Source organism: Umezawaea sp. (genome assembly GCF_057122925.1).
The window spans coordinates 19,716-43,606 of the sequence record NZ_DBNGPQ010000176.1 but is presented as its reverse complement, the minus strand read 5'-3'; the positions used below and the strand labels follow the sequence as shown (position 1 = coordinate 43,606).

22 protein-coding genes are annotated in these 23,891 nt (G+C 72.6%); 11 read left to right on the top strand and 11 right to left on the bottom strand.

The features are described from left to right. Positions 1 to 50 precede the first annotated feature (50 nt). Both AC156L_RS39100 and AC156L_RS39095 read left to right on the top strand, forming a co-directional pair. Positions 51 to 878: a glycosyltransferase gene (locus AC156L_RS39100; protein ID WP_330873722.1), complete on the top strand. Its 828-nt coding sequence runs from the start codon at positions 51 to 53 to the stop codon at positions 876 to 878. A 6-nt stretch (positions 879 to 884) separates the two neighbouring features. Then, positions 885 to 2,204: an NAD(P)/FAD-dependent oxidoreductase gene (locus AC156L_RS39095; protein ID WP_330873721.1), complete on the top strand. Its 1,320-nt coding sequence runs from the start codon at positions 885 to 887 to the stop codon at positions 2,202 to 2,204. Between the two features lie 43 nt (positions 2,205 to 2,247). Here AC156L_RS39095 and wecB read toward each other — a convergent pair whose 3' ends face one another. Beyond that, on the bottom strand, positions 2,248 to 3,309 hold the full coding sequence (gene wecB / locus AC156L_RS39090; protein WP_330873801.1) for a non-hydrolyzing UDP-N-acetylglucosamine 2-epimerase: 1,062 nt from the start codon (positions 3,307 to 3,309) through the stop codon (positions 2,248 to 2,250). A gap of 179 nt (positions 3,310 to 3,488) precedes the next feature. On the opposite strand from wecB, the gene AC156L_RS39085 reads away from it, so the two are divergent. After that, the gene (locus AC156L_RS39085; protein ID WP_330873720.1) at positions 3,489 to 4,418 is read left to right on the top strand and encodes a lysyl oxidase family protein; all 930 of its coding nucleotides are present in this window, start codon (positions 3,489 to 3,491) and stop codon (positions 4,416 to 4,418) included. Positions 4,419 to 4,424: 6 nt separating this feature from the next. On the opposite strand, the gene AC156L_RS39080 is transcribed toward AC156L_RS39085, so the two are convergent. Next, on the bottom strand, positions 4,425 to 5,843 hold the full coding sequence (locus AC156L_RS39080) for an FAD-dependent monooxygenase (RefSeq protein WP_330873719.1): 1,419 nt from the start codon (positions 5,841 to 5,843) through the stop codon (positions 4,425 to 4,427). Between the two features lie 45 nt (positions 5,844 to 5,888). On the opposite strand from AC156L_RS39080, the gene AC156L_RS39075 reads away from it, so the two are divergent. From AC156L_RS39075 to AC156L_RS39065, 3 genes are all read left to right on the top strand, one after another. Then, positions 5,889 to 6,503: a TetR/AcrR family transcriptional regulator gene (locus AC156L_RS39075; protein WP_330873718.1), complete on the top strand. Its 615-nt coding sequence runs from the start codon at positions 5,889 to 5,891 to the stop codon at positions 6,501 to 6,503. Positions 6,504 to 6,583: 80 nt separating this feature from the next. Then, complete coding sequence (locus AC156L_RS39070) at positions 6,584 to 8,011, top strand: FAD-dependent oxidoreductase (RefSeq protein ID WP_330873717.1); 1,428 nt, start codon at positions 6,584 to 6,586, stop codon at positions 8,009 to 8,011. A gap of 152 nt (positions 8,012 to 8,163) precedes the next feature. Further along, positions 8,164 to 10,446 (top strand): NACHT domain-containing protein, encoded by a 2,283-nt coding sequence (locus tag AC156L_RS39065; protein WP_330873716.1) that lies wholly within the window; start codon positions 8,164 to 8,166, stop codon positions 10,444 to 10,446. Here AC156L_RS39065 and AC156L_RS39060 read toward each other — a convergent pair. The 5 genes from AC156L_RS39060 to AC156L_RS39040 all read right to left on the bottom strand — a co-directional run bounded on the left by AC156L_RS39060 (position 10,433) and on the right by AC156L_RS39040 (position 15,634). Then, a complete protein-coding gene (locus AC156L_RS39060; RefSeq protein ID WP_330873715.1) occupies positions 10,433 to 10,639 on the bottom strand; it encodes a DUF397 domain-containing protein in 207 nt (68 codons plus the stop codon). The genes AC156L_RS39065 and AC156L_RS39060 overlap by 14 nt on opposite strands. Positions 10,640 to 10,665: 26 nt before the next feature. Then, the gene (locus AC156L_RS39055; protein ID WP_330873714.1) at positions 10,666 to 11,514 is read right to left on the bottom strand and encodes a helix-turn-helix domain-containing protein; all 849 of its coding nucleotides are present in this window, start codon (positions 11,512 to 11,514) and stop codon (positions 10,666 to 10,668) included. A 253-nt stretch (positions 11,515 to 11,767) separates the two neighbouring features. Then, positions 11,768 to 13,456, bottom strand: coding sequence for a phytoene desaturase family protein (locus AC156L_RS39050; RefSeq protein ID WP_330873713.1), 1,689 nt, complete (start codon positions 13,454 to 13,456; stop codon positions 11,768 to 11,770). Between the two features lie 442 nt (positions 13,457 to 13,898). After that, a complete protein-coding gene (locus AC156L_RS39045; RefSeq protein ID WP_484407756.1) occupies positions 13,899 to 14,678 on the bottom strand; it encodes an ABC transporter permease in 780 nt (259 codons plus the stop codon). Then, positions 14,675 to 15,634, bottom strand: coding sequence for an ATP-binding cassette domain-containing protein (locus tag AC156L_RS39040; RefSeq protein ID WP_414719775.1), 960 nt, complete (start codon positions 15,632 to 15,634; stop codon positions 14,675 to 14,677). Before AC156L_RS39040 ends, AC156L_RS39045 begins: the two co-directional genes overlap by 4 nt. Positions 15,635 to 15,689: 55 nt before the next feature. On the opposite strand from AC156L_RS39040, the gene AC156L_RS39035 reads away from it, so the two are divergent. Together AC156L_RS39035 and AC156L_RS39030 are read left to right on the top strand one after the other, a co-directional pair. Then, positions 15,690 to 16,430, top strand: coding sequence for a TetR/AcrR family transcriptional regulator (locus AC156L_RS39035; RefSeq protein ID WP_330873711.1), 741 nt, complete (start codon positions 15,690 to 15,692; stop codon positions 16,428 to 16,430). 141 nt (positions 16,431 to 16,571) lie between these two features. Further along, positions 16,572 to 17,444 carry a LuxR C-terminal-related transcriptional regulator gene (locus AC156L_RS39030; RefSeq protein ID WP_330873710.1) on the top strand — a complete coding sequence of 291 codons (873 nt, stop codon included), beginning with the start codon at positions 16,572 to 16,574 and terminating at the stop codon, positions 17,442 to 17,444. Between the two features lie 12 nt (positions 17,445 to 17,456). On the opposite strand, the gene AC156L_RS39025 is transcribed toward AC156L_RS39030, so the two are convergent. Then, complete coding sequence (locus tag AC156L_RS39025; protein WP_330873709.1) at positions 17,457 to 18,434, bottom strand: NsdA family TPR-like regulatory protein; 978 nt, start codon at positions 18,432 to 18,434, stop codon at positions 17,457 to 17,459. Between the two features lie 233 nt (positions 18,435 to 18,667). Here AC156L_RS39025 and AC156L_RS39020 point away from each other — a divergent pair, with 233 nt between their 5' ends. Beyond that, entirely contained in the window at positions 18,668 to 19,534 is an 867-nt protein-coding gene (locus tag AC156L_RS39020; protein WP_330873708.1) for a hypothetical protein, read from the top strand. A 105-nt stretch (positions 19,535 to 19,639) separates the two neighbouring features. Next, positions 19,640 to 20,224: a copper resistance CopC family protein gene (locus tag AC156L_RS39015; protein WP_330873707.1), complete on the top strand. Its 585-nt coding sequence runs from the start codon at positions 19,640 to 19,642 to the stop codon at positions 20,222 to 20,224. 7 nt (positions 20,225 to 20,231) lie between these two features. On the opposite strand, the gene AC156L_RS39010 is transcribed toward AC156L_RS39015, so the two are convergent. Next, complete coding sequence (locus AC156L_RS39010; RefSeq protein ID WP_330873706.1) at positions 20,232 to 20,648, bottom strand: hypothetical protein; 417 nt, start codon at positions 20,646 to 20,648, stop codon at positions 20,232 to 20,234. A 230-nt stretch (positions 20,649 to 20,878) separates the two neighbouring features. Between AC156L_RS39010 and AC156L_RS39005 the strand changes: the two genes are divergently transcribed. Beyond that, a complete protein-coding gene (locus AC156L_RS39005) occupies positions 20,879 to 21,658 on the top strand; it encodes a PRC and DUF2382 domain-containing protein (RefSeq protein ID WP_330873705.1) in 780 nt (259 codons plus the stop codon). A gap of 114 nt (positions 21,659 to 21,772) precedes the next feature. On the opposite strand, the gene AC156L_RS39000 is transcribed toward AC156L_RS39005, so the two are convergent. Together AC156L_RS39000 and AC156L_RS38995 are read right to left on the bottom strand one after the other, a co-directional pair. Then, entirely contained in the window at positions 21,773 to 22,636 is an 864-nt protein-coding gene (locus tag AC156L_RS39000; RefSeq protein WP_330873704.1) for a GlxA family transcriptional regulator, read from the bottom strand. A gap of 101 nt (positions 22,637 to 22,737) precedes the next feature. Beyond that, positions 22,738 to 23,826, bottom strand: coding sequence for a DNA alkylation repair protein (locus AC156L_RS38995; protein ID WP_330873703.1), 1,089 nt, complete (start codon positions 23,824 to 23,826; stop codon positions 22,738 to 22,740). Positions 23,827 to 23,891: the final 65 nt, after the last annotated feature.

Genomic DNA, 23,891 nt, shown 5'->3' with positions numbered 1-23,891 from the left:
GAGCGCGATTGTCTCCGCCGTCGGACCAGCGAGCAATGGTGAGGGGCACTGTGGCACTCGAAGAGGCCGAGGTGCGGATCAGGCCGGTGTCGGTCGTTCCGCAGGCGGGCAGCACGACGCTGACCTGCGGGCGGGCGCACGTCGTGCTGCCCGCGTTCAACGAGGAGGGTTCGCTGCCGCCGCTGCTGCGCAGGCTGGCGGACCTCTCCCTGGCGGGCGGGCTGACGGTGTGGGTCGTCGACGACGGCTCGTCCGACTCGACCGCCGCCACCGCCGAGCGCGGTGCCGAGGGGCTCGACGTCCGGGTCGTGCGCCACCGGGTCAACCTCGGCCTCGGCCGGGCGCTGCACACCGGTCTGCGCGCGGCCATCGAGGCGTCCGGCGACGACGACGTGGTGGTCGTGATGGACGCCGACGACACCCACGACCCCGGCCTGATCCCGTCGCTCCAGAAGAAGATCGCGGCGGGGGCCGACGTGGTGATCTGCTCGCGGTTCGCGCGCGGCGGCGACGACGCCACCGCGCCGCTGGGCCGCAGGGTGCTCTCGCGCGGCGCGGGCGCGGTGTTCCGCCACGCGCTCGACGTGGACGGCGTCCGCGACTACACCAGCGGGTTCCGCGCGTACCGGGCGTCGCTGCTGCGCCGCGCCTCCGACCACTGGGGCGAGCGGCTGGTCGAGGAGCAGGGCTTCGCCTGCATGGTGGAGCTGCTGCTCAAGCTGCGGCACTGCGACCCGGTGATCGCCGAGGTCCCGCTGCCCCTGCGCTACGACCGCAAGAAGAGCGTCAGCAAGCTCAGGCTGCGGCGCACGATGGGCCAGTACGCGAAGTTGCTGATGCGCGACCGGCTGAGCCCCGCGCCGTTCCGGAAGCTGTGACGCCTGATGAGTGATTCGACCCGCCACGTCGTGGTCGTCGGCGGTGGCATCTGCGGCCTCGCCGTCACCCACCGCCTCGCCCGCGCGGGCACCCGCGTGACGCTGCTGGAGAGCAGCGATCAGCTCGGTGGCCTCGGCACGTTCTTCCCCTCGGGCGACCGCTGGGTGGAGCGCTTCTACCACTGCGTGATGCCGACGGACGACAGCCTGCTGGCCCTGCTCGGCGACATCGGCGCGCGCGACGCGGTCCGCTGGAAGCCCACCCGCATGGGCATGGTCGTCGACGGCGACTTCTACGGGTTCAACTCCGCGCTCGACCTGCTGCGGTTCACGCCGCTGCGGCTGCGCGACCGGGTCCGCTTCGGAGCCGTGTCGCTGCTGCTGCGCAGGCTGGGCAAGGGCAAGGACCTCGACAACCTGCGCACCGAGGACTGGCTGCGCGCGCTGTACGGCGAGGCCATCTGGTCGCAGCTGTTCGGGCCGATGTTCGGCTCGAAGTTCGGCGACGCGTTCGGCGACGTGCCCGCGCTGTACCTGTGGCAGCGGCTGGGGCGCGAGAGCAACGTGGCCACCCGCGGGTACCCCGAGGGCGGCTACAAGGCCGTGATCGACGCGCTGCGGGCCTCCATCGAGGCCGCGGGCGGCGTCGTGCGGACGAGCGCCCCGGTGCGGGGCCTCACGAGCACGCCGGAGGGCTCGTGCGTGACGCTCGCCGACGGTGAGGTGCTGGAGGCCGACCAGGTCGTGTCGACGGTCCCGCTGCCGCTGCTGCGCGGGCTGGCCGACGCCGAGCTGGCCGACCGGCTGCCGACGCTCTCGCTGCCGTACCAGGGCGTCGTGAACGCGCTGTTCTTCCTGAAGCGACCGCTGACCGGCAACTACTGGGCCCCGGTCCTGAGGTCCGGCACGGAGTTCGACGGCGTCATCGAGATGTCGGCGCTGTCGGGGGCCGAGACCTACGGCGGCAGGCACCTCGCGTACGTCATGCACTACACGAGCCGGACCTCCGCGCTGTACCAGGAGGACTCGGACGCCATCGCCGAGCGCTGGACCCGGCAGTTCCTCGACCTGCACCGGGGGCTCGGGCTCACCGAGGACGACGTCGACGAGGTCAGGGTGTTCAAGGCGCCGTTCGTGGAACCCGTGTACCCCTTGGGCTTCCTGGAGCAGCGGCCGTCGGTGGACGTGCCGGGGACGTCGGTCCTGCTGGCGACCACCGCGCACATCTACCCGGACGTGACGAGCTGGAACTCCAGCGTCGCCCTGGCCGACCAGGTGTCCGCGAAGATCCTCGCGGCCGTGGACCCGGTGACCGAGCGGGTGTGACGGCGGTGCGCGCGGCGGGGGTCGGTGAGCGACCCCCGCCGCGTCAGAGCAGCTTCTCCACGGCCATCGCGATGAGCTTCGACGTGGAGTTGTCCCCGTAGGGCGAGGGGATCCCCGCCAGCCGCGTCCGGTGGCCCGGCACGTCGTCCAGCCACCGCAGCACCTCCTCGCGCAGCCGCGCGGGCGGGACGAGCGTGCCGAACGTGCCCTCGATCTCCGGCCGCTCGGTGCTCCTGCGCACCACGACGACGGGCCGCTTCAGCACGCTCACCTCCTCCTGGATGCCACCGGAGTCGGACACCACGACGGCGGCGCCCCGCGCCAGCGCGAGGAAGGCCGGGTACGCCTGGGGTTCCACCACGCGCACGCCCTCCAGCAGCCCCTCCAGCCCGAACTCCCGCACCCGCTTGCCGGTGCGGGGGTGCAGGGGCAGCACGACGGGCAGCGGCAGCGCCGCCAGCTCCCGCAGGACGGTCTCCAGGTTCGCGCGGTCGTCCACGTTCTCCGGGCGGTGGATCGTGGCGACCACGTAGCCGTCGGCCACGAGACCGTGCCGCGCCAGCTCGGCGCACTGTTCGTCGGTGTCCGGCAGCGCCGCGTCCAGCGCCTCCACGACCGTGTTGCCGGTGAGCGCGATCCGTTCCGCCGCAACGCCTTCCGCGAGCAGGTTGCGCCGGTTCACCTCCGTCGGCACGCAGCACAGGTCGGCGACGTGGTCGATCATCACCCGGTTGTGCTCCTCGGGCATCGCGCGGTCGTGGCTGCGCAGCCCGGCCTCGACGTGCACGAGCGGCACGCCGTTCGCGTTGGCCGCCAACGCCCCGGCCAGGGCGGACGTCGTGTCGCCCTGGACGATGACGGCGGTCGCCGCGTGGGCCGCGAGCACCTCGTCGACGGCCTGCACGGCCCGGCCGAGCTGGGCGCCGCGGCCGACGCCGCCGACCGCGAACTCGTGGAACCGGCCCGGTTCCGGCAGGTCGTCCAGGATCTGGGAGTACATGGACCTGTCGTAGTGCTGCCCGGTGTAGACCAGTGCCGCGCCCTGGCCGAAGTGCCGGAGCAGCGGAGCGAGCTTGATCAGCTCGGGGCGTGTCCCGCACACCATGGTGATCACTAGGTGTTTTCCTTTCGCCCCAACGTGATGCTGACACGCTACTGAGTGGTGCACGGTGATTTCCCCCATCTCAGCCCATCGGGTGAACGGCGGCCTTCGCGTGCGGGTGCGGGGGCGCGGGCTCTCTAGGGTTGGGGAGGAACGTCGACTACGGAACGGGAAGTCTCAGCGTGTGGAGGAAGTACGGGGCGCTCCTGGGCGTCGTCGTGGCCGCGGCGGTGGCGGTGCTCGTGCCGCGGGCGGCCGCGGCCGCCTCGCCGATGCTGCCGGACCTGCGGCAGGCCCCGGTCGGCTGCCCCGGCGGGTTCGGCGGTGACCCGCTGACGTGCTCCGACTGGGACGTGTGCCTGGTGTCGGGGCCCGCGGCGCCGCGCGACGAGTGCCTGCGGTCCGGGCCCGCCAAGTCCGCCCGCCTCCGCTTCACCAGTTCGGCGGACAACGTCGGCGACGGGCCGCTGCTGCTGTTCGGCCGCCGCGACAGCACGGACGAGCCGACCATGCGGGTGCGGCAGGCGTTCCAATCCGGTGTGGACGGTCCGATCCCGGACGGGTTCGCGACCGCGCAGGGCCCCACGACCGCGTTCGCCCACTACGACGCGGAGGTGCCGCACGAGCACTGGCGCCTGATGGGGTTCGAGCTCTTCCAGCTCCGCACGGCCGAGGGGGCGTCGCTGTCGGTCGACCGCAAGAACGGCTACTGCCTCGGCGACCGCTACCCGGCGCACGACGTGGGCAGGCTGACCTACACGCCCGCGCACGGGACGCCCGCGGGCCGGGTCGCGGACCTGCTGGGCGGCAACGCCTGCGGGCACGGCGACCGGGACCGGCTCGACGTCGTGGAGGGCATCTCCGTCGGCTCGGGCGACGACCACCGCCACGACGTCGACCTCCAGTGGCTCGACATCACCCACGTCCCGTCCGGCGTGTACGACCTCGTGCACACGGTGAACCCGGACCGGTCGCTGCTGGAGAAGGACTACGCCAACAACTCCTCGTCGGTGTCGGTGTCCGTGCTGTGGCCGGACGAGCCGGGGCCGCTGACGACGCCGCCGCGCGTCGAGTTCCTGCGGAGCTGCCCCGGCCAGGCGCGCTGCTCGTGACCCGCGTCAGTCCGCGAAGGTCGTCCCCAGCCCGGTGAGACCCGCCGCCACCTCGGTGTCGTCGTCGGTCGCCCACCACACGTGCCCGTCCGGCCGCACCACGACCGCGCGGGCGTCGGGCAGGTCGGGGCGCACGGCGGTCTCGAAGCCCAGCCCGGCGGCCACGGCGGAGGCCTCCGGCAGCGCGGTGCGGGTCAGCAGCAGCGGACGGCCCTCGGGCAGTGCGACCGAGGGCACCCGCGTGCCCGTCAGAGGGTGCGCGCCCGCCACGGGGTAGGCGACGTCGAGCGCGGCGAGCTTCTCGGCCAGCGCCGCGGCGAACGCCGGGACGGTGCCGACGAGGTCGTTCACGAGCGTCCGCAGGGCGCGCTGCTCGGGTGTCGTCGCGCTGATGAGGGCGGTCTGGGCCAGGGTGTGCTCGGCGAGCGCGAGCCCGACGGGGTGGCGCTCGGCGTGGTAGCTGTCGAGCAGGCCGGGGGCCGCGCGGCCCCGGACCTCGGCGGCCAGCTTCCAGCCGAGGTTCGTCGCGTCCTGCACGCCGACGTTCAGGCCGACGCCGCCCGCCGGGAAGTGCATGTGCGCCGCGTCGCCCGCGAGCAGCACGCGGCCCTTCCGGTACGCGGCGGCGATCCTGGTGGCGTTGCCGAACCGGGAGAGCCAGCTCGGGTCGTGCATGCCGAAGTCGTCGCCCGCCACGCGCCGGGTGGTGGCGCGCAGGTCGTCCAGGGTGAACGGGTCGTCGCGGTGCTGGCGGTGCGCGTCCATGCCCGCGATGCGGTACCGGCCGCCGCCCAGCGGGACGCTGATGAGCGCACCGTCGTCGGTCTGGGCGCTCACCACCGGAGGCTCGGTCAGCGCCACCTCGCCGACGTACCCGAACGTGGTCGCGTCCGAGCCGGGGAACTCGATCCCGGCGGCCTTGCGGACGGTGCTGCCCGCGCCGTCGGCCCCGACGACGTGGGCGGCGGTGAGGGTGCGGCCGTCGTCCAGGGTGAGGGTGACCGACGAGGAGTCCTGCGCCAGGCCCGTGACGGCGTGGCCGCGCAGGACCCGGACGCCGAGGTCGAGCGCGCGCCGCTCGAACACCTCCTCGGTGCGGACCTGGGGGAACGCCAGCATGTACGGGTAGGGCGTGTCGAGGCCGCTGAAGTCGAGCCGGTTCTCCAGCATCCCGAAGTGCCAGTTCGGGCGGGGGACCCCGTCGGCCAGGAACTCCTCCTCCACGCCGCGGAGGGCGAGGACCTCGATCGTGCGCGGGTGCATCCCCATCGCCTTGGAGTGCGGGCTCCGCTCGACGGCGCGCTCGACCACGAGCGTCGACACGCCCGCGAGCGCCAGCTCCGCCGCGGTCCAGAGCCCGACCGGGCCCGCGCCGACCACGATGACCTCGTACGTCTCAATTGATTGGTTAGAACCTAGATTCATAGTAATGACCATACTCTGAAATCAGGTGGGCCCTATCATCGGCCCATGGCAACGCGGGAGTACCGGTCGTCCGTGCGAGCCCGGCACGCGGAGGACACGCGGCGCACGATCGTGGACGCGGCGGCCGCCCTGTTCGCCGAGCAGGGCTACGCGCGGACCAGCGTGGCGGCGGTCGCCGCGGCGGCCGGGGTCGCGCTGAACACCGTGTACACCAGTGTCGGCGGCAAGTCGGCGCTGGTCATGGCGTTGAGCGACGACGGGGCCGAGGACCCGGTCGCGGTCGAGACGGTGCGGCGGATCGTGGAGTCCGACGACGCGGGGGAGATCCTGCGCCTCACCGCCGAGGGCACCGCACGGGTGCGCCGCGCGCGCTGGCGGGCGGTCGGGATCCTGCTCGACAACCGCACGTCCGACCCCGACGTGGCCGCCGCGGCGACCGCCGCCACCCGTGTCGTGCGCGACCGGCTCGACCGGGTCGCCCTGCGGCTGGTGGAGGTCGGCGGCCTGCGGCCGGGCCTGGACGCCGACCGGGTGGGGCAGGTCCTGTGGTTCTACTTCGGGTTCGAGGCCTGGCGGACCGCCCGCGACCTGGGCTGGGACTGGGACGAGGCGGCGGGCTGGCTCGCCGACCAGGCCGCGGGCGCGCTGCTGGCCCCCTGACGGACGGGGTCCGGCCGAGCGCTCCGGGGCGGACGGCTACGGTCGGGGGTCCACGTGATCAACACCTCGGAGGGGCCCGCATGCCCGAGTCCGCCGCCCGCGTCTTCGACCGGCTCGCCACCACCGAGCCGCCGACGCACACCAGGACGCTGTTCGACCGGGCCGTGGTGCTCGGCGGCAGCGTGGCGGGCCTGCTGGCCGCGCGCGTGCTCGCCGACCACGCCGAGCGGGTCGTGGTGGTCGAGCGCGACGAGCGGACCGAGCGGGCGGAGGAGCGCCGGGGCGTGCCGCAGTCGGCCCAGGTGCACACGCTGCTGCCCGGTGGGCGCAGGCAGCTCGACCGCTGGTTCGAGGGGTTCTCGAAGGAGGCCGTCGCCGAGGGCGCGGTGCTCGCGAAGCCGGGCCGCTTCCGCGCCTACTTCAACGGCGAGGAGAAGGTCGACGACCCGACCGCGGAGCTGATCACCGGGAGCAGGCCGTTCCTGGAGTCGCTCGTCCGCCGCCGGGTGCTCGCACTGCCGAACGTCACCGCGGCGCGGGGCAGGGCGACCGCGGTCGACGTCGTCGACGGGCGTGCCGTCGGCGTGCGGCACACCGGTGACGACGGGGTGGAGGTCACCGAGGAGGCGGACTTCGTCGTCGACGCGATGGGCCGGTCGAGCAGGCTCGGCGACTGGCTGGAGGCGACCGGGTGGGAGAAGCCGTCGATGGAGCGGATGCCCATCGACATCAACTACACCACCGCGTACTTCCGGCGCTCGGCCGAGCCCGAGGTCGTCGCGGGCATCTCGTTCTGGGACGAGGACGAGAGGCCGGACGGCGTCGCGCCCGCCGCGTTCCAGGCGGTCGAGGGCGGTCGGTGGATGATCATGTTCGGCGGGTACGGCGACGACAGGCCCGGTGCCACGCCGGAGGAGTTCCGCCGGATCTGCGACCGGCTGCCGGAGCCGTTCCGCACCGCCGCCTCGGAGGAGATGCTCGGCGACGTCCGCCAGTACAAGCAGGCGGACAGCAGGAGGCGCGCCTACCACGCGCTGGAGCGGTTCCCGGCGCGGCTGGTCAGCGTCGGCGACGCCGTGGCGTCGTTCAACCCGATCTACGGCCAGGGCATGACGTCGGCCGCGCTGCACGCGTCGTGCCTGTCCGAGTGGCTGCGCTCCGAGCCCGCCCTCGACGCGCCCGCGACGGGGTTCTTCGCCCTCCAGAAGGTCGTCGTGGACTCGGCGTGGCAGACCTCGGCCACCCCGGACCTGGCGCTGCCGCACATCGGGGGTCCGTACCCGCGCGGCTACCGGGTCGCGCGGTGGGTCACCGGGCAGATCCTCGACGCGACCGTGACGGACGTGGAGGTCGCGAAGCGGTTCAACGCCGTCACGTTCATGACGGCCCACCCGAACACGCTCGCCACGCCGGGCACCGTCCTGCGGGCGGTCAGGACCAACCTCGGCAGGCGCCTCGGGCGCCGCTCCTCCCGCCGGGCAGGCGAGCCGCGTCCGGATAGGGGTTGACGTCGCCGGAACGCGGCCGGCGACAATGACCGGGTAGTAGTCGACCGCCCGATTCGGCCGCGCGCAGCGGCCGATCGGGCTATCGAGTCGCGCGCACCTACCACCGATGGCCGGTTCGCCACTACGGTCGGTTTCCGACGTGGGAGGTGATCATGGTGTGGAGATCCGCGGCCAGGACTGTGCGGGTAGTCGCGTTCGTCGTCGTGGGGGTCGTGACGATCCTCGGGCTGCTGCCGGTCGCCATCAACGTGGCCACCGGAGGAACGGCCCCCGAGGTGCTGGGGCCGGTGGTGGACTGGCTCTGGCCCGTGATCGTCCTGCTCACCGGGGTCATGGTCGGGCTCGTGCTCTGGGACCGCGGCAGCGACCAGGGCGTGCGGTTCATCCCGAGGCGCCCCGGTCACCCGTCGCACCGGGTGGACGCGGTGGGTCGGGTCGAGGGCGAGGTGCTGCGCCGCAGGCACGGTTCGTTCGCCGAGCAGATCGTGGTGAAGCTGGGCCTGACGACGCCGCCGCACCCCGTGCTGGCGCGGATCGACAGCGGTGAGAGGCCCGACCCGGACGAGCCGCCGTCCGGGATCGCCGAGGTGTTCGCCGAGACGCGGGAGGTGCTGCTCGTGCTGGGCGCCCCCGGTTCCGGCAAGTCCACTCTGCTGGTCGACCTGTGCGCCGACCTGCTCAGCCGGGCGCGGGCGGACGACGACCAGCCCGTGCCGGTGCTGGTCGACCTGTCGTCGTGGTCCGCGACCGCGCTCAAGCCCAAGGACCGCGGTCGGTCCGCCACCCCCGACGACTTCGTCGAGTGGCTGCTGCGCGAGGTCCAGCGCCACTACCGCATCCCCGTCGCCGTCGGCCGCGTGTGGCTCGCCGAGGGGAGGCTGGCGCTGCTGCTCGACGGGCTGGACGAGGTGGCGCCCGACGACCGCGACCGCTGCGTGGAGCAGATCAACGCGCTGGGCAAGCGGTCCGCCGTGCCGCGCATCGCGGTCGCCAGCCGGATCTCGGAGTACGAGCGGCTGAAGACGGCCCTGCGCTCGCAGCACGCCGTGCGGGTCGAACCGCTCGACCGCGACCAGGTCGAGGAGTACCTGGAGTCGGTCAGCCCCCGGCTCGACGGCCTGCGCAAGGCGCTGGAGCGCGAGCCCGAGCTGTGGAACACCGTGAAGACGCCGCTGATGCTGGACCTGCTGGCGCTCACCTACCGCACGGGCCGGGTCGGCCGCGACGTCCACGTCGGTGACGAGCGCGACCTGCTCGACACCTACCTGGTGGAGATGGTCGCGCGCGACTCGGCGTCGATCTCCGCGCCGTCCCCGGAACGCGCCTTCCGCTCGCTGCGGTTCCTGGCCAGGCTCGCCGCGAGTCCACTGTGGAACGACCTGGTCGCGCGCGGCAGGCTGCCCAGCAGGGTGGCGTGGCTCGAACTCCTGCCCGCGACCCCGATCTGGCTGCTGTTCCAACGGGTCCAGCCCGCCGTGCTCGCGGGGGCCGTCGGCGCGCTGACCACCGTGGTGGGACTCCGGCTCGGCCTGCTGTCCGGGCTGCTGACCGGGGCGAGCCTGACCGCGCTGGTCATCGTGGTCAACCACTTCCTGGTGACGCACCTGTTCGTCTTCAAGCGCCCGGACGGCACCAGGACGTGGGGGCTGCTCGCCGCGGCGGCCGGGCTGGTGCTGGGCGCGCTGGTCGGGCTGGTGCTCGGCGTGGTCGGCTCGTGGATCGGGCTGCTGCTGCACCAGCTGCCGGTGCCGCTCGCGTTCGCCGCGGTCATCGTGATCACGTTCCTGGTGGCGCTGAGCGCCAGCGTCCACCTGGAGGCGGTGAAGGACGCGCCCTACTGGGCCGTCGCGGTGTCGCTGCTGCCCGCCGCCGTCATGGTGTGGACGGGTCCGTCGCGGGAACTGCTGGTGGGGCTGGGGATCGGACTGCTCGCGGGGCTCGCGACGAGCCTGTTCGTCAGCGGGTTCTTCGGGGTGTGGCGGGCGCTGCACGTCGACCAGTCGACGGCGCTCGCGGGCCGGGGCCGCTGGTGGCTGCTGGTCGCGCTGCCGTTCGGCGGGATCGGCACGCTGGTGGGGACGGGGCTGGCGTTCTGGTCCGGCGCGTCGCTCACCACGGCCGTGCTGGGGCCGATGACCGGCGTGCTGATCGGGCTGTTCAGCGCGCCGACGTCGGCGCGGGAGCACCTGCTGCCGTTCGAGATGATCTCCACCGGCATGGCCGAGGCGCTGTCCCGGCCGCTGGTCCTGGGGGAGTTGCCGTTGCGCCGCAAGGCGTTGCTGAGCTTCGCGGGTGACCGGATGCTGCTGCTGCACGTGGAGGGGCAGTACCGGTTCGCGCACTCCCTGCTGCGCGACCACATCGCGACCTGCGACCCGGCTGAACTCGGCGCGGCGGTCGAGCGGCGCCGCGCCGAGCTGGTCAAGTCCGGGTGACCTGCGACAGGAACCGGACCCAGGCCCCCTTCGGGAACGCCAGGGTGCCCGCGGTCCGGTTCTTGGTGTCGCGCACCCCCACGGCGGCACCGAGGTGGCCGATCTCGACGCACGACTGGTCGGGGTTGCTGTAGGTCGCCTTGCGCCACCCGGAGATCGTGGGGGCTCGCGGCGTCGGGCGGGTGTCGGTCATGTGCGGGTCACGTTCCTTCCTGGATGTCACCTCGCGAGCAGGAAGGTGCGGGACTGCTCGGGCCCCAGTGCGGCGGCCTTCTGCTGCTCCCACACTTCGAGGAAGTCGGCGACCTCTTCCTCCTCGGCCGTGACCTTGCCGTCCCTGACCCCTTCTACGTGGACCACCTCGACCGGTGGCTCGCTGTCGAACCCGAAGACCGTGTAGTTCGACTCCTGGCCCCAGTAGTACCCGACTTCCCACGGCACGATCTGGACCTCCACGTTGGGACGGTCGATCATCCCAGCGATGTGGTCCTTCTGACCACGCCGAATCGCGTTGCTGCCGGACATGTTGGCCATGCGCTCGAACGCGGCCTGGTCGATGATGAACCAGAACCGGCGGTCGGGGTTCTCCAGCACCTGTTGGCGCTCCAGCCTGTTCACCGTCGCCTCCTCTATCGCCTCGGCTGTTCGCGACGGTCGGACCGAGCGCATCAGGTGCCGCGTGTAGGCCTCGGTCTGGAGCAGCCCCGGAATGGTCATCGAGGTGTGCTGCCACAGGTAGTGCGCGCTGTTCTCCAGGTCGACGACCTCGCGCATGGTGCCGTGGAAGCGGGCGCGCAGGGACTTCGGGGAGTACCTGCCCTCCCGGCCGCGGGCCATGTCGAGCAGGTCGTGGCGGAGGGGGGCGTCGGTGTGGTAGCCGTCGAGCAGCGTCGTCAGGTCGGGGATCTTGACGCCGCTCTCGCCGCGCTCGATGTTGCCGATCTTGTTCTGCGTGCAGTCGAGCAGCTTGCCCGCCTCCGCCTGGCTCATCGAGCACGCGTTGCGCAGTGCTTCGAGCTTGCGCCCGATGATGATGTTGACGACCCGCTTGGGGATGGCGGCGGTCATCGGGGCCTCCGTGGTACGTGTGCGTCACTGGTGATGACGGAAAGTAGCAGGCCACGACGCCGGATCGGATGAGGATTCGGCTTGGTTAAACGGATTCAGGAGCGCGCGCCGGAGCCGCCGGGGAAGTCGCAGGTGACGTGCGGACCCGGTGGTGCGATTCCACCGCGGGAGGGGAATCGCGGCCCGAACGCCGGGCACGCCGAAACGGGGGACCGCCGAGGCGGTCCCCCGTTGGACGGGAGGGGCGGTGCGGTCAGGCCAGCGTGGCCAGGCCGCGCGCGTTGGCGCGGGCGGCGCCGCGCGAGACGGCCACCGGGTCCCAGCCCGCCGGGCGCTCCGGCAGGAGTTCCCTGTTGCCGACGACCGAGCCCTTCGCGATCTCGCCGAACAGCAGGGGCCTGCCGATGATCTGGCCCGCGCACACCACGCCGCCCGCCATCACGCCGGTGATGCCGCTGCCGAACTGCGTGCTCTGGCCGACGACGTACAGGCCTCCCACACCGGTCTCGAACACCGGCCGCTGGCCCGCGTCGCCCCACTTGGCCATGCCGAACGGGGTGCCGCCGGACGAGCGGGTGTAGCGCTCCTGCGTGAGCGGCGACGCCATCTCCAGGTGCACGATGCTGTCGCGGAACGGGCCGAGCGCCCGTTCACCGGCCTTCACGACGGCCTCGGTGAAGCGCTCCTTCTCGGCCAGGTAGTTCGGGTCGCGGCGGTACTTCCCGCCGTCGGCGGGGCCGCTCTCCACACCCCAGCCCTCGTAGCCGGGCGGGCACAGCGTGATCAGCTGGAACGTCGAGTGGCCCTTCGGGTGCATGTGCCGCGAGTCGCCGTCCTTGCGCGAGGCGAAGGAGATGAACAGGTGCTTGATCTCCTCCGGCTGCCCGTCGTTGTGCAGGCTCTCGTACAGGTGCTCGATGTCGTCCCCGGCGTACCACCACATGTTGGCGTCCTCGGGCCGCGTGTCCAGCTCGCGGTCCAGCGCCACGTAGACCGTCGCGAACGGCAGGCCCATCGACGCTTCCTCGGTGTCGCGCACCAGTTCCGGCGAGAAGTGCTCGGGCCCCACCAGGTCGAGGATCGTGCGCCGGTAGTCGGCGTTGGAGATCACCAGCGGGGACGTCAGCTCGGTGCCGTCCTCCAGCACCACGCCCCTGACGGTGTTGTCGACGACCTGGATCCGGTCCACCTGGGAGTTGGTGCGCATCTCGCCGCCGTGCGCCTCGATGACCTCGGTCAGCGTGGCCGCGATCATCTGGCCGCCGCCCACCGGGTGGTAGGCGCCTCGGATGTAGTGGTCGGTGATCATCGAGTGCGTCGCGACGGACACCTCGGTCGGGCCGAGGCCGTAGTTCGGGGACTGGGCGGCCAGCACGGTCCGCAGCCGCGTCGAGAGCTTGCAGTGGTCGAACAGCGTGACCAGCTTGTGCCAGCCCCAGCCCTGGAGGTACTGCGTGCCCTCCATGATCTCCTCGAACGGCATGTCCGGCGCCCAGCCGAGCGCGAAGTGCTGCTCGCCGCCGGTCGCCCGGACGACCTCGCAGTACTCGCGGATCCCCTCGACCTCGTCGGGGAACGCCGCTTCCAGGCGCTGCCGGTACTCCTCCCAGTCCGACGGCACGTCGAACGTGAGGCCGGGCATCACGATCTTGTCGAACCCGTCGGGGTTGAGCTGGTGGAACTCCACCCTGCCCTCGGCCCCGAGACCGCGCAGCACGGTCGGGATGATCCCGTCCTCCCCGCAGTCGCCGAGGTAGTGGACGCCGACGTCGAACTCGTACTTCCTCCGCCTCCGGAACACGTGGCTGTTGCCACCCGCCCAGTCGTGTTGCTCCAGCACGAGCACCTTGCGTCCGCTGGCGGCCAGGTACGCGGCGCTCGTCAGGCCGCCGAGACCTCCACCGACGACGATGGCATCCCAGTCACTTCGTTGTGTCGTCAACGCGACTCCGCTCGAAGATCGGAGCAACCCCTGTCTGGCTGCTCTCCGGTAAGGGCACCCCACTGAGATTCCTCCCTTCGGCGCAGTACTCCTACCCCTGCTAACCCCTAAAACATCGTTATATGACGCCGTTTTTTGGTGAATATCATTCGCGTTCAGGGGTGTTCTACGGGTGTCTCCAGTCGCTGTCCTCGCAGGTGGGAGGGTGTTGGGGAGCGGAGTCGCGTCTCGGATCGGATGCGATCACGCGGTTCCGCCACCCCGAGCCGGTACAGCTCGGGGTGGCGGCCGAGGAGGCCCCCCGGAGCCCCGCGGAGGGCGGGCGCGATCGTCCTGATGCCGTAGCGCCCGCCCCGCGCGGATTGCTACCTCCGGGTGATGGCCGACCGCCCGTTCCCCCGCGACCCCCTCCGCGGCCGGGGGACGCGTAGGGGTTTCGTCGTCACGCCGCGGCGCGGCGGCGGAACAGCCACGTGGCGAACGCGACCGACGCCGCGAGCAGGCCCGTGCACCACAGGACGGCGAGCAGGCCGTTGTCGCCGACGGGGGTGCCGGTCAGCAGCGCCCGCACGGTCTCGATCACCGGGGTGATCGGCTGGTGCTCGCTGATGCCCCCGAGGAAGGCGGGCATGGTGTGCGTCGGGACGAAGGCGCTGCTGAGGTACGGCAGGAACAGCATCACGAAGGTGAGCGCGCTGGCCGACTCGACCGACTTCGCGATCACGCCCAGGCCCGCGGCGAGCCAGGAGAGAGCAAGGACGTAGAGCAGCAGCAGGCCCGCCACCAGCAGCCACTCCACGACGGTCGCGCTCGGCCGGAACCCCAGGGCGACGGCGGCGGAGACGACGATCGTGGTGGACGCGGCGTTGCGGACGACGCTGGCCGCCACGTGCCCGGTGAGCACGGCCGAGCCGCGGACGGGAAGGGTCCTGAGCCGGTCGATCATGCCGGTCGTCATGTCGTTCGTGACGGCCATGGCGGTGGAGGCGGCCCCGTAGCCGGTGCAGAGCAGGACGATCCCCGGCACCACGTAGTCCAGGTACGCGGTCCCGGTGGTGATCGCGCCGCCGAAGACGTAGACGAACAGCAGCATCATCAGCAGCGGGAGGGCGATCGACATCACCAGCGTCTCGGTGTTGCGCCGGGTGAGGCGGACGCAGCGGCCGATCAGGGTCAGGTGGTCGGAGAGGGCGTTGGCGAAGCCCGTGTGCGCGGCGGTCATCGGGTCGCTCCACCGGTGAACGCGAGGAACACGTCGTCCAGGGTCGGGCGGTGGGAGCCGACCGTGGCGACCGGCACCCCCGCCGCGCGCAGGGTGTCCAGGACGTGGTGCTGGTGGGCGGCGGTGCCGTCCGACGGGAGGCCCAGGGTCAGCGGGCCGTCCACCTGCTGGGCGGACAGCAGTTCCGCCGCGCGGGCGGCGTCCGGCTCGGCGGTGAAGCCGAGGGTCAGGCGGTGGCCCCCCACCCGTGACTTCACCTCGTCCGTGGTGCCCTGCACCGCGACCCTCCCGCGGTGCAGCAGGGCGACGTGGTCGGCCAGCCGGTCGGCCTCCTCCAGGTACTGGGTGGTCAGGACGACGGTCGTGCCCGAGGTCACCAGGTCCTTGACGGCGTCCCACACGGTCGACCTGCTGACCGGGTCGAGGCCGGTGGTCGGCTCGTCCAGGAAGATCACCTCGGGGTTCGACACCAGGCTCATCGCGAGGTCGAGGCGGCGCCTCATGCCGCCGCTGTAGGTCTTGACCCGCCGGTCCGCGGCGTCCACGAGGTCGAAGCGGTCCAGCAGGTCGGCCGCGCGGCGCCCGGCCGCCGGGCCCAGGTGCATGAGCCTGCCGATCACGACCAGGTTCTCCCGGCCGGTCTGCTGCTCGTCCACGGCCGCGAACTGGCCGGTGAGGCTGATGGTGGCGCGGACCTTCGCCGGTTCGCGCACGACGTCGTGGCCCGCCACCCGTGCGGTGCCCGCGCTCGGCCTGGTCAACGTCGTCAGGATGCGGACGGTGGTGGTCTTGCCCGCGCCGTTCGGGCCCAGCAGGGCGACGACCGTGCCCCGCTCGACCCGCAGGTCGACACCGTCCAACACCGTTGTCGCGCCGTAGCGCTTCGTCAGGCCCTCTGCTTCGACGATCACCGGTCCCCCTTGTGCGTAGTGCGTACGCTTAAAAGCGTATCTCATACGCATAAGCGATCGGAAGGGGCTTTCCTAGACTGGCTCGGACGAGAGGGAGCGGATGACCGAGGAGAACGACCTGCCCGCCGAGGTGGCCCTGCTCTGGGGGCTGCGCGACACCGCGCGGCGCGGCCGGAAACCGTCGCTCACGGTCGCCGACATCACCCGCGCCGCCGTCGAGGTCGCGGACGCCGACGGGATCGGCGCGGTGTCGATGGCCAAGGTCGCCGAGCGGCTCGGCAACGCCACGATGGCGCTCTACCGGCACGTGAAGAGCAAGAACGACCTGCTGCTGCTCATGGCCGACGCGGCGATCGGGCCCGCGCCCGCGCTGCCGGAGGGGCTGGAGTGGCGCGCGGCGCTGACGGTCTGGGTGCGGGGCGTGCTCGACGCGCTGCGCGAGCACCCCTGGGTGGTGCACCTCCCCATCAGCGGACCGCCGGTCGGTCCGAACAACCTCTCCTGGTTCGACCGGGCGCTCGGAGCGCTGGGGGACAGCGGGCTGTCGGAGGACTCCAAGGTCGGCGTGGTGATGGGGCTGCTGACCTACGTCCAGGGCGAGGCGCGGCTGAGCACCGACCTGGCCGCGGGCTACCAGGAGAACCCGGAGGCGTTCGGGCGGCAGTACGGGCGGGCGCTGGCGGCCGTGGTCGACCCGGAGCGGTTCCCGGCGTTGAGCAAGCTGGTCGCCTCCGGCGTGTTCGACGCGGACGTCCCCTACGACGAGGAGGTCGACGGGCTGTTCGGGCTGAACCTGTACCTGGACGGCGTCGCGGCCCTCATCGAGCGCACGACGCGGTAGCGGCCCGGCCGTCGCGCGACGTGGCATTTTCCCCACTCCGGCGGATTCGTCGGCCCGAACACGTATTTGTCACCCGTCTGGTCCCTCTGTGTCTGGTGGTATGGCTATGCCCGACCGTCGAACAACTGATGGGGGCCTGGGATGAGCATCGCTGTCCACGGTTCGGTCGAACCCCTGCCCGATCCGACCGCCGCGGAGCACGACGCGGCGTCGGACCTGTTCGCGAGCCTGCTGGCGAGCGACGACCGGCCGGGGGTGAGGGTGGTCCCGGTCGCCGAGCGGTCGGACCTGGCACGGACGCGGCTGCTGGACGCGTACGCGCTGCTGGCGGGCGGCAACGAACTGCCGGTGCTGCGCGGTCGCGCCGACGAGCGGTCGTCGCCCTACGGGGTGTTCGCGGACGCGTTCGAGCACGCCACCGGGAACCCCGAGGAGTTCACGGAGCTGGAGCAGGACGCGAACCTGCTGCTGCGCGGGCTGTTCCGGTCGCTGCGCACACCGGGTTGGGCGCGGGAGGCGCTGGGCGTGGCCGACGCGGAGCACCACCGGCTGCACCGGGCCGTGGCGGCGACGCTGGACGCGATGTCCGGGCCCGCGGGGACGGTGGTGCTGCTCGACGGCGTCCACCACGCCGACCCCGCGTCGATCGCGCTGCTCGACCACCTCGTCCGGCGCGGGCCCCGCACCCCGATCCTGCTGGTCGTGGCGCACGACCCCCACCGGGCCCCCGCGTCGCTGGCGGCCGTCCTCGACGAAGCCGGGCGGTACCGCCCCGACGACGCGATCGCGCCGGTGGTGCGGTTGGTCGACGCGGGCCGCCACCGCCTGACCCAGCGGGAGCACACGGTGCTGGCGGTGCTCGCCGAGGGCCTGACCGCCGACGCCATCGCCCGCAGGCTCGACATCTCGCCGCGCACCGTCCACCGGCACCTCCAGCACCTGTACCGCAAGCTCGGCACCGCGGACCGGCTCGCCACCGTCCTGCACGCCAAGTCCCTCGGCATCCTGCCGTGAGGTGCCGGCCGGTCAGGCGGCACGGGTGAAGCGGTCGATCCGCTCGACCAGTGCGCGCATGTCGTCGTCGGCGAAGAGGGACACGAGGCCGCGCAGCGCGCGCAGCCGGTCCTTGGTGCGCGTCGACGAGACCTTCGCCGAGGAGTCCACGGCCTGGAGACCGACCTTGGCCGCGTGCTCGAAGTCCCGCTCCAGCGCGTGGTTCAGGGTCAGCGCGATCTGGCTCAGCGCCCGGCTCCTGGTCATCCCCTCCGGGTAGTTGGCGATGGCCGAGGTGAGCGGCGGGATCGCGAACGACGTGTAGGCCGGGTCGACCGAGCGCGCCAGTTCGGTGTAGACGATCCCGGTCATCGCCTCCAGGTCGACCTCGTCGAAGAACGCCGACCACGTCGGCGGCGCACCGCGGTCGGCCGCCTCGAAGGCGTCCCGCGCGGTGCCCATCCGCGTCAGCGCCAGGTCCCTGTCGCCCATCCTGGCGTGCGTCCACGCCTGGTTGACGCACAGGATCGCCACGCTCAGCCCGCACTCCGCCCTCCGCGCCGTCACCTCGCCGAGCCGGAACGCCGTCAGCGCCTCGTCGAGGACGTCGTGGTGCAGGTGGAAGCGCCCCGTCCGGTAGAGGATGTTGGCGGTCAGGTCGTGGTTGCCCACCAGCGCGGCCAACTCCGAGGCGCGGCGCACGTGGATCCACGCCAGGACCTCCTCGGCCGAGTCGAAGCACGTCCACGCCGCGAGGTTGTGCAGGTCCGCCATGGCGGAGCCCAGTTTGCCCCGCACGGTCTCCGTGGTGCTGGAGTGGGAGAGCACCCGCTCGCTCCACGACGAGAGGGTGAGGACCGCCTCGCGGCAGGACTCCCCGCCGAACCGGTAGTCGAGGGCGCGGAACTGCTTCGTCGCCGACTCCACGTGCCGCACCTCGGCCATCCCGCTGTGCTGGTGCACCGGACGTGAAGCGTCGTCCCCCGGTGCGCCGGTGTCGAACTCGACCATGGTCGAACCTCGCTCACATACTCGGAGCCGCTCGAGTGGTACTCCCAAGGTAGGGATCCCGTAGCCCGAACGTCCGCGCCGCGATCGACACCACCCGAGCGGGCTCGGCCGTTCGAAGGACGCGTGGGGTGCGCGACTGACCCCGATCTGTCAAGGAAACGACCCGGAAGCGCCGTTCCCGGCGTGGCAAGGTTGATCGCGGTCATTCGACGACGACGAAGAGGGTGGCGACCATGGCGATGCTGTCGCGAGCGGTGTGGGGGATCCTCCGGGGCCGGAACCGGGACGACCGAAGACGGAGCCCCGAACCGGAGCGAAGACAGGTCGAGTTCTCCCAGACCCCGCCCGCCGACCCGGTCGTGCTCGACCCGGTCGAGCCCCGCGAGCCCCCGGAGATCGAGGAACTGCTGGTGATGGCCGACGTCGAACTGGCCGAGAAGCAGGAGCAGCTCGACGAACTGGACCGCAGGTACCGGGAGGCCGTGCGGGACCAGCGCAGGCTGGAGGAGGAGAACAGCAGGCTGCGGGGCAGGCTGACCACCGTCTACCGCGGCCTGGTGCCCGAGGAGGTCACCCCGGCGCGCGACCTGCCCGTGACCGCGGAGTCGCCGTCGCACGCGGCGGAACTGGCGCGCCTGCACCTCGCCGACCACCTCAGCCTGCCGGTCGAGGCGTGCGTGCAACTGGACAAGATCGACAACGTGCCGGGGTCGCGCACCTGGGGGGAGAACGCGTGGCGCGGTTTCCTCGCCCTGCACGCCTACGGCGAGGCGCTGGCGGCGCAGGAGAACCCCGGCAACTTCCGCGCGTGGTGCGAGAACTCCCACCACCCGCACGTGTGGCCGCCGAACGCGAAGAAGCTCGCCATGAGCGAGAGCAAGACCGTCGGCAGGTCCGGCCGGATGAGCGCGAAGCGCATGTTCCCGGTGGACCGCGCCTACGACCCCTCGGGAGCGGTCTTCATGGAGGCCCACCTGAAGATCGGCGTCGGACGCGGCACGCTGCTGCCCCGCGTGTACTTCGTCGCGGACCGCGGGACGGCCAAGGTGTACGTCGGCTACTTCGGCCCGCACCGGAACGTGCCGAACACCCTCACGTAGTCCTCCCGCCTCGCCGTCGTCGCGAACGGGTCTTCGGGAACCGAGCGGCCACCTGGTACGACTACCGGGGGGATGCCCTGCCTCCGGACCACGAAAGGCCCGCCGATGAACCTCCGACGCCTAGGCGCCGCGCTCCTGCTGACCGGCCTGGCGCTGGTGGGCACCGCCGCGCCCGCGTTCGCGCACGCCGAGCTGATCAGCAGCGATCCGGCCGCGGGCGCGTCGCTGCCCACCGCGCCGACGCAGGTCGTGCTGACCTTCAGCGAACCGGTCGGCCTGGCCGCCACCCCGATCACCGTGACCGGGCCGGACGGGGTCACGTGGAACGTGGCCCAGGTGAACGCGGCGGGGGCCGTGGTCACCGCGGTGGTCGAGCCCACCGGTCCCGCGGGCGAGTACGTCCTGGGCTACCGCGTGGTGTCCGACGACGGCGACGAGGTCGGCGCCGACCTCCGCTTCACGCTGGCCGCCGCGGCCACGCCCAGCACCACCTCCGCCGCGCCCACCACCACCACCGCGCCCACCACCCCGCCCCCGGCCACGTCCAGCGCGCCCGCGGCGTCGACCGCCTCCGAGGAGGGCGACGGCGGCGGCGTCCCGGTGTCGGTGTGGATCATCGGTGCCGTTGTGCTGGCGGGAGCGGGCGCGTTCGCCGCCACGCGCCTCGGCAGGACCAAGAAGGCGGAGTAACCCCTGGTCAACGCGGCGACACCAGCGGGTTGACCTGCCAGTGGCCGTCGTCGTTCGTGGTGGGCAGGTGCACGACCGGCCCCCGGTCGTCGTTGACGGCGAGGAACGTCGCACCGTCCAGCTCCACCGCCGCCACGTGCCACCTGCCCTCGTGCGGCTGCCCGACCAGGTAGTCCGCGACCTCCTCGTCACCCGTGACCGGCCCGCCCAGCAGCGGCACCACCCCGTCCGCGTCGCCGGAGTTCAGCGCGGACCCGTACGCGCGCGCCAGCTCCGCGGGCGACGCCGAGCCGGGGGGCGGCTCGGAGTGGATCCGCAGCGCGATGAACAGGATCCACCCGAGCACCGCGCACAGCGCGAGGACCCGCAGGACCCTGGTGCTCCTCCGCGACTGGGGACGCGGCTCCGAGCCGATGCCGTACATGCCCCGAATCATCCCCTCCGGCGCGCTCGCGGCCCAGTGCTGTGACCGAAGCCCGGTCCGATCCCCTGGGCGTGGCCCTCGAACAGGGGGGTGGCCGACTACGGACAGTCGGCCGACCGGCGATCTTGTTCACGTCCGGGTGGCCTTGGGGTCGATCCCGAGTCGACTCCGCCGGCCTGGGTAGCCAGAGCTGGCGAGACGAAGAGTCCATTCGGGAGAGAGGTTGTCCGATGATCGACCAGAAATCGGTGGAGCGCCTGTACGAGTGCGACGTCATCGACGCGCGCGGTGACCGGATCGGTTCCGTCAAGCAGGTCTGGTTGGACGAGCAGAGCGGCGAGCCGGTCTGGGCCTCCGTCCACACCGGAATCTTCGGGATGCGGGAGAGCTTCGTCCCGATCCAGGGCGCCAAGGTGTCGGACAAGCACATCACCGTGCCGGTGGAGAAGCAGAAGGTCAAGGACGCCCCGGAGGTCGACGCCTCGGGCGGCAGGCTCTCCGACGCCGAGCAGGCCAACCTGTACGAGTACTACGGGATGCCCACGCCCGCCAGCGGCGACCACGACCGGCTCGACGGCGACCGCGCGTCGGCGGCCGGGCGGGACCGGTCCGCGGGGCGCCGGGACGAGCAGAGCATGGTCCGCTCCGAGGAGCACCTGAAGGTCGGCACGGAGCAGGTCGAGACCGGTCGCGTCCGGCTCGTCAAGCACACCGTCACCGAGCAGCAGAACGTCACCGTGCCCGTCTCCCACGAGGAGGTCCGGGTCGTGCGCGAGCCCGTCACGTCCGCCGACGCGGGCACGCGCGACAAGGCCTTCCGCGCCGAGGAGAGCGAGGTCGTGCTGCACGAGGAGCGCCCGGTGGTGGACAAGGAGACGGTCGCGGTCGAGCGCGTCGGCCTCGGCAAGGAGACCGTGACCGAGCAGCGCACCGTGGCCGGCGAGGTGCGCAAGGAGCGCGTCGACGTCGTGGACGACACCGAGCGCGCGCGGGACGACCGCCGGCGGTGAGGCGTCCGCCCCGGCCGGTGGCGACCGCTCGCCACCGGTCAGGGGCGCTCCCCGGCATCGGCTGCCAGCAGGGGGGTGGTGGTCGCTCGACCGGCCACCTGAACCGCCGTGCCGCTAGGCGCGCAGGGCGCGGAGCGCGCGGGCGTCGGTGAGGCCCACCGCCCGTGCCGCCGCGTCCACGGTCGCGCCCCGGCCGATGAGCTGCTCGGCCCGCTCCACCCGCAGCAACTGCTGGTAGCGCAACGGGGTCAGGCCGGTCGCCCTGCGGAAGTGCCGGGTCAGCGTGCGTTCGCTGAAGCCCAGTTCGCGGGACATGTCGACGAGCCGCAGCCGTTCGGTGAACCGGTCCTCGATCAGGTCCTGCAAGCGGTGCGTCAGGTCGTCCACGTGCGCGCGGTGCCGCAGCGGCACGCCGGGGGGCGGCTCGTCGCCCGCGCCCCTCGGGTACACCAGCAGGTCCCTGGCGACGCGCGCGGCGACACCGGGACCCCTGCTCGCTGCGAGCAGGTGCAGCGCCACGTCGAGGCCGCTCGCGCCGCCCGCCGAGGTCGCGATCCTGCCGTCCACGACGTGCAGGACGTCGTCCACCACGGTCGCGGCCGGGGTGGCGTCGGCGAGCACGCGCCCGTGGCCGTGGTGGGTGGTGGCGCGCCTGCCGTCGAGCAGGCCCGCGCGGCCGAGCGAGTCGGCGCCCGTGCCCACGGCGACGACCGTGCCGCCGGTCGCGTGGTGGCGGCGCAGCACGGCGAGGCTCGCCGCCGAGACGGAGCCGCCGCCCGGCACGAACACCAGGTCGGCGGGGGAGAGGTCGGGCCACGTCGCCCCGGCCCGCAGGCCCAGGCCCTCCGCGGTGACCAGGTCCGGCCCATCGGCCACAAAGGACAAGCGGTAGGGCAGGCCGCGGGCGACGGCGGCCCGGTAGACCGCGACCGGGCCCGCCAGGTCGAGCAGGGACAACGCTTGCGGGAGCAAGAACACGACTTCGGTCACGGTGGAGCGCGTTCTCATGGACGATAGATACAAGATCCACTGCCTGGGGACAAATCCGGGGCGGTGCGGTGGTCGTGACCGGGCGTCCGCTACGGCAGGAGCGTGAAGGTCGACCTCCCGAACGCCTCGCCGTTCACCTGGAGGGCGATGGCGTGCTCGCCGGGGTGGTAGACGCGGGTGGTGATGACCTTGAACGAGTGCGTGCGGGCGACCGTCAGCCGCTCACCGGCGGCAAGCGTCCTGGTCGTCAGCTTGAACACCTTGGGCGTGGTCGACCCGTTGGCCTTCCGGTGGTGGACCACGTAGTCGATCGCCAGCCGCGCGGGCGCGGGCCCGGTGTTCTCCACGGCGAAGGAGAAGCCCAGCGCGCCGCCGACCTCCACGGCCGTCGTGTCGAGCAGCGGACCCTCCACCAGCAGACCGGGGACGGGCGGGAACCCGAGCAGCGCCAGCGCCCGCGGGTGGCCCTGCTTGACCAGCGTGCGCAGGCCGTGCCGGACGAGCCGCAGCGTCTCCGGAGCGGGCTCGCCCTCCAACCAGCGCGCCGCCGTGGCCGCGGCGAGCGCGGGGTCGCGGCGGCTGATGTCGTTGAGGTGGTTGGCCACCGAGCGCCGGACGTACTCCGACGGGTCGCGGTGCAGCGCGTCCAGCACCGGCACGGCCGCCGCCGGGTCCTCGACGATCGCCCGCACCCGCTTCGCCCACGGCAGCAGGGGCCGCGTGCCCTCGCTGGCGAGCCTGCGCACGTGCTCGTCGGCGTGGTCGGTCCAGGTCAGCACGATCGGCAGGGCGCGCCCGAGGTCGGCGTCCAGCAGGCGCCGGATGCCGAACTCGGCCGTCAGCCTCGGCGTGAGCTCCGCCAGCAGCGCGAGGGCCCGGTCGAAGGCCTCGGTGCCGCCGTCCGCCAGCGCGCGGCTGGTGACCGCCTCCGTCACCGGCCAGATCATCCAGCCGGTGAACCCCGGATCGCGCAGGGCCTCGCGCACCACGGCCTCGAACCGCGGGAACGCCGGGGGCAGGTCGGCCAGCAGCGCGTCGTGCACGAGGTCGGTGCGCTCGCGCAGACCGAGCCCGCCCAACCTCCCCGCGGCGGCCGTGACGGCCGGAGCGGGCACGGAGAGGGTCCGGGCGAGGCCGGTGACGGCGGCGGCGTCGAGCAGTTCGTCTGCGGTGGGCACGGAACTCCTTGTGGTGGCGGGGAGCCCGAGTCTAGGAGCGGGGTACGACAGTTCCCGGTGGGCTT

Bases quoted from the DNA above. Each gene is read 5' to 3' on its own strand.
- AC156L_RS39060 (WP_330873715.1), bottom strand. From the start codon at position 10,639: ATGACCGACACCCGCCCGACGCCGCGAGCCCCCACGATCTCCGGGTGG.
- AC156L_RS39065 (WP_330873716.1), top strand. From the start codon at position 8,164: ATGGTGTGGAGATCCGCGGCCAGGACTGTGCGGGTAGTCGCGTTCGTC.
- AC156L_RS39005 (WP_330873705.1), top strand. From the start codon at position 20,879: ATGATCGACCAGAAATCGGTGGAGCGCCTGTACGAGTGCGACGTCATC.
- AC156L_RS39080 (WP_330873719.1), bottom strand. From the start codon at position 5,843: ATGAATCTAGGTTCTAACCAATCAATTGAGACGTACGAGGTCATCGTG.
- AC156L_RS39010 (WP_330873706.1), bottom strand. From the start codon at position 20,648: ATGTACGGCATCGGCTCGGAGCCGCGTCCCCAGTCGCGGAGGAGCACC.
- AC156L_RS39020 (WP_330873708.1), top strand. From the start codon at position 18,668: ATGGCGATGCTGTCGCGAGCGGTGTGGGGGATCCTCCGGGGCCGGAAC.
- AC156L_RS39070 (WP_330873717.1), top strand. From the start codon at position 6,584: ATGCCCGAGTCCGCCGCCCGCGTCTTCGACCGGCTCGCCACCACCGAG.
- AC156L_RS39075 (WP_330873718.1), top strand. From the start codon at position 5,889: ATGGCAACGCGGGAGTACCGGTCGTCCGTGCGAGCCCGGCACGCGGAG.
- wecB (WP_330873801.1), bottom strand. From the start codon at position 3,309: ATGGTGTGCGGGACACGCCCCGAGCTGATCAAGCTCGCTCCGCTGCTC.
- AC156L_RS39030 (WP_330873710.1), top strand. From the start codon at position 16,572: ATGAGCATCGCTGTCCACGGTTCGGTCGAACCCCTGCCCGATCCGACC.
- AC156L_RS39015 (WP_330873707.1), top strand. From the start codon at position 19,640: ATGAACCTCCGACGCCTAGGCGCCGCGCTCCTGCTGACCGGCCTGGCG.
- AC156L_RS39055 (WP_330873714.1), bottom strand. From the start codon at position 11,514: ATGACCGCCGCCATCCCCAAGCGGGTCGTCAACATCATCATCGGGCGC.
- AC156L_RS39095 (WP_330873721.1), top strand. From the start codon at position 885: ATGAGTGATTCGACCCGCCACGTCGTGGTCGTCGGCGGTGGCATCTGC.
- AC156L_RS39025 (WP_330873709.1), bottom strand. From the start codon at position 18,434: ATGGTCGAGTTCGACACCGGCGCACCGGGGGACGACGCTTCACGTCCG.
- AC156L_RS39035 (WP_330873711.1), top strand. From the start codon at position 15,690: ATGACCGAGGAGAACGACCTGCCCGCCGAGGTGGCCCTGCTCTGGGGG.
- AC156L_RS39045 (WP_484407756.1), bottom strand. From the start codon at position 14,678: ATGACCGCCGCGCACACGGGCTTCGCCAACGCCCTCTCCGACCACCTG.
- AC156L_RS39040 (WP_414719775.1), bottom strand. From the start codon at position 15,634: ATGAGATACGCTTTTAAGCGTACGCACTACGCACAAGGGGGACCGGTG.